Below are 7,481 nucleotides of genomic sequence, written 5' to 3' on the forward strand. Positions count from 1 at the left end.
TTGATATGTATGCGGGTCATACGTGGGCATCTGGTCATGCAAAATTCTTTGATGGTAATAACAATGAATCATCATCTGAAGCGATGAATGCATGGGCTGGTATCATTCTATGGGGTGAAGCTACAGACAATAAGGAGCTCCGTGATCTAGGCATCTATTTGTTTACAACTGAAATGAATGCGATTAATGAATATTGGTTTGATGTAACAGGTGAAAATCACGACCCAGGTTTTACACGTGAGACAGCAAGTATGGTTTGGGGTGGAAAAACAGTTGGTGATGCAGTATGGTGGACGAATAACCCAGAAGAGATTCATGGGATTAACTGGTTACCAATTACAGGTGCATCACTTTACTTAACACAATATCCAGACTATACGAAACGTAATTATGACGCGTTAGTATCTGAAAATGGTGGCGAGAATTGGGATGCTTGGGAAGATATCATTTGGATGTACCGAGCAATCGAGAATCCTGAAGATGCGATCAGGCAGTTTAATGCAAGAGAAAATGCATTTGTCCCTGAAGGTGGAAACTCGAAGGCTAACACGTATCATTGGATTCACAATTTGAACGCATTAGGAAATGCTGATCCTACAATCACAGCGGATTATCCAATACATGCAGTCTTTACGAAAGACAACGTGAAAACGTATGTTGTCTACAACATGACGAATTCAGTGAAAACTGTCACATTCTCTGATGGTGTGAAAGTAACGGTTCAACCACATGAATATAGTGTTAGTAACGGTTCAAGCGATCCAATTGAACAACCTACAGAAGAACCGAACGAGAATCCTAATGGTCAATCAGGATTTGATGCTTTTGAAAAGATCGAAGCAGAACAATATACATCTATGAGTGGTGTTCAAACAGAACAAACGAGTGATGTTGGTGGCGGTTTAAATGTAGGTTATCTTGATAATGAAGATTACTTAGTCTTTAATGATGTTGATTTTGGTAGTGGGGCAACAGAAGTAGCAGCAAGAATCGCTAGCCAAACAGCAGGTGGAACAATTGAGCTAAGACTTGATGGTAAGGACGGACAATTAATTGGTACTGTCGACCTTACAAATACAGGTGGCTGGCAAGAGTGGGAAACAAAAACAGCAACTATCTCAAATACAACAGGCATCCATGACCTATACGTCGTCTTCAAAGGTGAAACGCAAGAGGGAATTGGGAATTTGAATTGGTTGAAATTCGTTCAGAACGAAATATCAGAACCTATTGAAGAACCTATTGAAGAACCGAACGAACAACCTAATGAACAACCAACTATCAATGCGTTTGACAAAATCGAAGCAGAGCAATATACAGCTATGAGTGGCATTGAAACAGAAGCAACGACTGATGTTGGTGGTGGTCTAAACGTAGGCTGGATTGATAATGAAGATTACTTAGTCTTTAACGATGTTGATTTTGGAAGTGGAGCAACAGAAGTAGCAGCAAGAGTCGCTAGCCAAACAGCAGGCGGAGCAATGGAGTTAAGACTTGACAGTAAGAACGGACAATTAATCGGTACTGTTGATATCACGAATACAGGCGGATGGCAAAATTGGGCGACAAATACAGCTGCAATTTCAAACGCAACAGGTATTCATGATTTGTATGTTGTCTTCAAAGGTGAAACACAACAAGGTATTGGAAACTTGAATTGGTTAAGCTTCTCGAAAGAATCAACGAATGAACAACCTGAACAACCAAATACAGAACAACCGACAGATCCAACGATTGATGAACCAACAAATGATAATCAGAACAGTATGATTGAAGCGGATGATTATACAGTTGAGATCGTGAAGGATGATTCAACGAACGTTACGTTTATTTTCAACCCAGCACAAGTACCAGCTTCATTTGTAGACCTACATTACAAAGTAAATGATGGTGGTCAACAAAATGTTAGAGCAACGAAGAACGGTGAGAAATGGGAGTATACTGTAAAAGGGGTTAAAGAAGGGGATTCAATTGACTTCTTCTACACGTATGCAAAAGGACAATTAGCATACGATTCTCAGTGGTATGAGTATACGAAATAAAATAGATGTTTGTTATTAGTTTTAAAATAAAAGCCTTGTTACATAAACGTGTAACAAGGCTTTTCAACGTTTATTTTATTTTTCTCTACCTCGACGAGCCCAAATGACAACAGGTATAAGAATTAAGGATAGTAGTCCTCCGCTCAAAGATAATGTAACGTAACTTGAATTTGCTACTACCATTCCTGAAAGTGCACCACCAGAAGCTCCTGCTAATGCAATCAGAACATCCAGTGATCCTTGAGTTTTCGCACGTGTTGATGGCTCAGTAGAATCAACGATTTGAGCAGTACCACTTATTAATCCGAAGTTCCATCCTAATCCAAGTAAGGAAAGAGCGATTATTAATAGAACCATTGAATCAGTTGGTGCGAATGCTGCTAATAAGCCAGCCAGTAACAATGTAATACCTGATGCTATGCTCATTGCTGTTCGACCAATTTTATCAACGAGAATCCCTGTTATTAGTGAAGGCAGATACATCGCACCAATATGAAATCCGATAACTAAGCCTACTTCAGCTAAACCGTGACCATGGTTTTTCATATGCACGGGTGTCATTGTCATAATGGCAACCATGACAATCTGAGTTAGAACCATAACTGTTGCACCGACTGCAAGACCTCTTTTATTCATTGTTTTATGAACAGAATCTCTATTTTTTCTGCGACCATCTTCTTGTTCATAAGCAGCTATCTTGTTTGCAATCTCTAATGGATCGGGGCGTAGCATAATGAAGAGTACAAGCCCTGCTAAAGTAAATGCTGCAGCTGATAAAATAAATGGACCTGCAAGTTGTGGAATACCAATTAATAGAGCAAATTCCCCCATGATTTCTACTAAATTTGGACCTGCAACAGCACCGAAAGTTGTCATAACCATTGTCGTACTAATAGCTGTTGCGCGCTGTTTACTATTTGCTAAATCAGTCCCAGCATAACGAGCTTGTAGGTTTGTTGCAGTTCCTGCTCCATAAAATAAGAGGGAAGCAAATAAAAGAATCACACTATTCATCATCGCAGCGATGACAACTCCAATAGCTCCGAGTCCACCTACGATAAATCCTGTCGATAACCCTGTCCGACGTCCATATTGTTGTGAAAGCTTACCTACGATAAAAGCAGATCCTGCTGACCCAAACGTAATTAATGCTACTGGAATTCCTGCATAAGCATCAGTTCCGAGCATTTGTTGAGCCAATAGAGCCCCTACGGTAACTCCTGCTGCAAGTCCTGCTCCACCAAATATTTGTGATAAGCTCACAACGAACAACACTCGTCTATATAAGGCTTGTAACTGTTCTGGTGAATCGATGTAACTCTCGAATGAGTCTTGTTCTTTAGCGAGCACTTATAAACACCTTCTTTATTGATCACGATGATAAAACGTAACCTTTATGTCATCCTTTAACAACCTTAATAAGAAATCAGACACGAAGATGTTTTATCTAGTAATCTCGATTTTAAACATGTTCATCTAACCTTAATAATTTCAACAATTTATTATTTCATTAATTGTTGCCATTCTTTAACACCATCTTCCAATCGAAATGCATTAATACCTTTTGCCTTTAGAGTTTCAACTGCTTTTGCTGACATTAAACAATAAGGTCCTCTGCAATAAGCAACTACATTACAATCGGTTGGCAAAGATGAAAGTTTGTCTTCCAATTCTTCTATAGGAAGAGAAACAGCACCAGGAATATGTGCCTTTTCATATTCTTCTTTCGGTCTTACATCCAACAGTAAAACCTCACCTTTATTCATTCGATCTTTAAGTTCTGAAAGAGTTATTCCCTCTATGCCAAGTTGGTTATTTAAAAACTCTTCTTTTATTTGTTGGACTTGCATATATTGCTTTTCTGCTAATGCATGCATCGAGTTCAAAAAATCAGAAATGATTTCATCAGCTAGTTCATAAATGACGTAGTTACCTTCTTTTTTATACTTAACTAACCTTGAATTTAATAGCGTTTTCAAGTGTTGAGATACATTAGCAACTGACATTGTTGTACTTTTGGATAAAGCATCAACACTTTTAGGACCTTGTGATAGAAGGTCAAGAATTTCTAATCGTTTAGGGCTCGATAAGCTTTTCCCTAATCTTGCGTACTCTTGATATAATAAATCCTTTAAATTTCGTTCATTAACCATATTAAACTTCCTCTCAACTATTCAATTAATTTATTGAATAGTTGAATTTTAATTGCTAAACATGCTTTTTGTCAATTACTTCAACATAATGAGTTTCTTAAACAACGATATTATTCATACACAAAATATAGCTACAGTATGTGAAAAGATTCTATAAAAATTAAGATTATCTTAAGAAATTCTTTATTTTTATGCTAGCTGAAAGTTAAGAATTAGTTTATATGATTGTAATTAGACATTGAAAGAAAGTAAAAAAGATCTTTATGATTCATATGGACTTATGAACTATAAGGAAACACAAAGAACAATTGAAGGAATGAAGAGAATTGTAAGAAGAGGAGATTTACCATGGATTGAATCAGTGGATAAACGATAGAGAAAATTCAAAATGAAGATTATTGGGAAACCCTATTATCGTTTAGTTGTCGATTAAAGTTAGAAGATAACAGTATCGCTTACATCGTTGGAAATATTAAGCGGATTTTAGCGTTTAGAGGTGTTAGGTGTTGCCGTATTCATTTGGAAATAAGAAAGAACATTTATGAATTACTATAGAAAAAAACTATATCTTTTCAATTGTTTGGAAGAGCATTAAATAGGAGGAATCTGTTATGAGTAAGAAAGAGAAAAAAACATTATCTCTAATTATGAAAATACTAATTATCACATCTTTAAGTATGTCGATTTACGCATTAGCATTACTACCATCTGTCGACGATGACGAAAATGGAGACATATCCTTTTATAACTTTGAAAACGGAAGGTATCATCCTTATTCTATGGAAGAAGAAACGTTGAAGATCTTAAAAATAGATGAAAATATAAATTTAAATCTTGTTACAGATACTACGGGAAATGTTCATTTCTATACATCTGAAAATGGACGTAGTTTAATGAGTTCCCTGATTGCAAATATTAATGATTTAGAAAAAGAAATATATTGGTTTTCACGTCAATCAGAAATTCCTGAAGGAACGTCGCCCGACGAAGCAGAGTACCAACGGAAGCTTCAAATATTTATTGGCATGATTACGGATGAGAAAATAGACAGTGTATCAATCAACGGTTCAAACAAAAACATAGAGTACTTAAATTATAACGGTTATAAATTCTTCTATACGAGGGAATATATTCAAGAACCAGTTTTAATAGAAGGCTTTTCAAAAGACAATAAATTAATATATAAAAATTCTTAATAAGTGAAAGAATATATTTTTAGTAGAAATAGGAGGTAAAAAGATTCTATGGATATTTTTACTATAATTGCAGAATTTGGTTATCACGGGGCGATAGGAGCATTTGTAGCCTATTTAATTAGTATGAATAAAGAACTCTCACGAAGTAAAAGGGTGTTGTTATTATTTTTTGGATTTTCAGCAGCGTTAAGTCCTGATATACCACTATTAGTATCAGGGCAACTTTACCAACTGGGGCATTCCTTTTTGATAGTGCCTAGTTTAAGTTTATTAATAGCTATAATTGCAAAACTCTTTTTCCGTTCTCAATTAACATTAGGTTTTCTGTGGTTTGCAATGTTTTCATCAGTATTATTCGGACATCTAGCAATGGACTTTTTTGATAATGGATTAGCTTTGTTCTATCCAATTTTTACAGAAGATGTTGTTGGACTAAATATTTTTACTGGACACGACGCTATTATTATTATTCCTTTTACACTGCTAGTATCGCTATTAACATTTAAGAAAATGAGCAAGAAAACGGCGTTAAACATCGTGATAATGGGAATTGTTGTATTTGCTTCTTATGCTGGTCTTATGAGTTTCTCAAAATTTCAAGTACAGAATGAATTAATAGAGGAATTCCCAAATGCCGAAATTACAATTGAACCGATAAGTGTTACCCCATTCCAAGATGAACAGTGGAGTTATGAAGTAAGAGATGGAAACCTTATTGTAGAGGGAAGAGCATCGTTGTTTGAAAAATGTGAATTGAAGCGAAATGTGATTACTCATAGTAATATAAATCACTTATTAAAGGAAATTAACCTTAATAATGATATTTATTATATAACGACTAATTACGTGTTCATTGAAAACGGACATTATGATGTTATTGATTTTGATGATGTAGAGTTTGAACGAATGTATGTCTATAAACTAAATCAAAAAACACAGAATTTAGAAGAAGTGTCAGAAGAGAAAAAAGAAGAAATTCTGAATAACAATATGAACTCAAAAATGTAACATAACGAGAGTCGGTTTTTACTCATAGAGTTACAGTAGTAAGGTAGACTAACTTTTTCACAGCCTACCTTACTTCAAATTTTATAGAGTCTAGCAATCTTAATAAACTAAAACGTCAAGTAGCCCAGGAATAAATTTGTCCTCGGGGCTACTTTTTTTTGCTTCCCTTTTTTTACTTTACAAATAAATAAGATGAATTACATGTTATTTAATGGTAATTAATGGTATGTTTAGGGTGAAAACAATATTTCTATTGAAGCAGGATAGCGTAGCGTAATATTTGTGTATAAAGGATTAAGGGGGGGTATCTATTATTAAATCAAATAAAATGCTATTCATATCTTTAACATTGATGTTATTTTTTTTGAGTGCTTGTCAAACGAGTAATGTCGAAGAGCTCTATGAAGGCGTGTCTTTAAAAATTGCCGTTGTTGGTGAACTACCTAATATTAGAGAGGACAATATAACCTTTAATAAATTATCTTTAAATGAATTGTATCATGCCAATCTTGACGTATATGATGCAGTATTTATTATGGAAGACCATTTATCTGATGCTGCAAATGAAAAATACGTCAAAATGTATAAGGAGAAAAAGGTTCCATACTTTTTTGTAGGATCAAAGGCATACACCATACCTTTTCAAGATTTTCAAAACCCTGCGTCTTATGAAGTAGAAGCTAAAAAGGTTAATGATACATATTATTTTATATCTGGATTATTATATGAAGAAGGAGGAGAAAGTTTTCGTTCTTGGAGCTTGCCCTATTCATATATAGACAATGAAATACAACGAGATAACGTACAAGGAGTTTATTCCAGAGTATTCGAAGTCATTGAAAAAGAAATTAAAGTAGCTTATGAAAGTAACGATAGTTCTACAGTAATAATGCAATATAACTAAGGTGGAACTTCCGTTTATAGATATGTCATCTCAGCTCGTTCATTCATATGGTGAGATATACATGAGGATTAATTATATATCCTGATTCAATTGGCTTTGGCATAGGTGATAATGTATTCTTCAAATTAATAGACAATCGTTTAGTTAAAAATATTTAAATCATTAACCTTTTTAGCTT

6 protein-coding genes are annotated in these 7,481 nt (G+C 34.8%); 4 read left to right on the forward strand and 2 right to left on the reverse strand.

What is annotated here, in order from left to right; all coding sequences use genetic code 11:
• A partial coding sequence (locus BFG57_RS14745; protein WP_139125159.1) for a carbohydrate-binding protein occupies positions 1–2,042 on the forward strand: 2,042 nt, incomplete at its 5' end.
• A gap of 75 nt (positions 2,043–2,117) precedes the next feature.
• Here the strand turns inward: BFG57_RS14745 and BFG57_RS14750 are convergent.
• Entirely contained in the window at positions 2,118–3,392 is a 1,275-nt protein-coding gene (locus tag BFG57_RS14750; RefSeq protein ID WP_069718265.1) for an MFS transporter, read from the reverse strand.
• Between the two features lie 152 nt (positions 3,393–3,544).
• Positions 3,545–4,195, reverse strand: a complete 651-nt coding sequence (locus tag BFG57_RS14755) for an ArsR/SmtB family transcription factor (protein WP_069718266.1) — start codon at positions 4,193–4,195, stop codon at positions 3,545–3,547.
• Between the two features lie 611 nt (positions 4,196–4,806).
• On the opposite strand from BFG57_RS14755, the gene BFG57_RS14760 reads away from it, so the two are divergent.
• The 3 genes from BFG57_RS14760 to BFG57_RS14770 all read left to right on the forward strand — a co-directional run bounded on the left by BFG57_RS14760 (position 4,807) and on the right by BFG57_RS14770 (position 7,303).
• Entirely contained in the window at positions 4,807–5,391 is a 585-nt protein-coding gene (locus BFG57_RS14760) for a hypothetical protein (protein ID WP_069718267.1), read from the forward strand.
• 48 nt (positions 5,392–5,439) lie between these two features.
• Entirely contained in the window at positions 5,440–6,399 is a 960-nt protein-coding gene (locus BFG57_RS14765; RefSeq protein ID WP_069718268.1) for a metal-dependent hydrolase, read from the forward strand.
• A 328-nt stretch (positions 6,400–6,727) separates the two neighbouring features.
• Complete coding sequence (locus tag BFG57_RS14770; RefSeq protein ID WP_069718269.1) at positions 6,728–7,303, forward strand: hypothetical protein; 576 nt, start codon at positions 6,728–6,730, stop codon at positions 7,301–7,303.
• The last annotated feature ends 178 nt before the right edge of the window (positions 7,304–7,481 follow it).

Origin of the sequence: Bacillus solimangrovi, assembly GCF_001742425.1 — a bacterium.
Lineage (GTDB): Bacteria > Bacillota > Bacilli > Bacillales > Bacillaceae_N > Bacillus_AV > Bacillus_AV solimangrovi.

What these genes read in the sequence shown, in the direction of transcription:
- BFG57_RS14760 (WP_069718267.1), top strand. Translation starts at nt 4,807, where the DNA reads ATGAGTAAGAAAGAGAAAAAAACATTATCTCTAATTATGAAAATACTA.
- BFG57_RS14755 (WP_069718266.1), bottom strand. Translation starts at nt 4,195, where the DNA reads ATGGTTAATGAACGAAATTTAAAGGATTTATTATATCAAGAGTACGCA.
- BFG57_RS14765 (WP_069718268.1), top strand. Translation starts at nt 5,440, where the DNA reads ATGGATATTTTTACTATAATTGCAGAATTTGGTTATCACGGGGCGATA.
- BFG57_RS14770 (WP_069718269.1), top strand. Translation starts at nt 6,728, where the DNA reads ATGCTATTCATATCTTTAACATTGATGTTATTTTTTTTGAGTGCTTGT.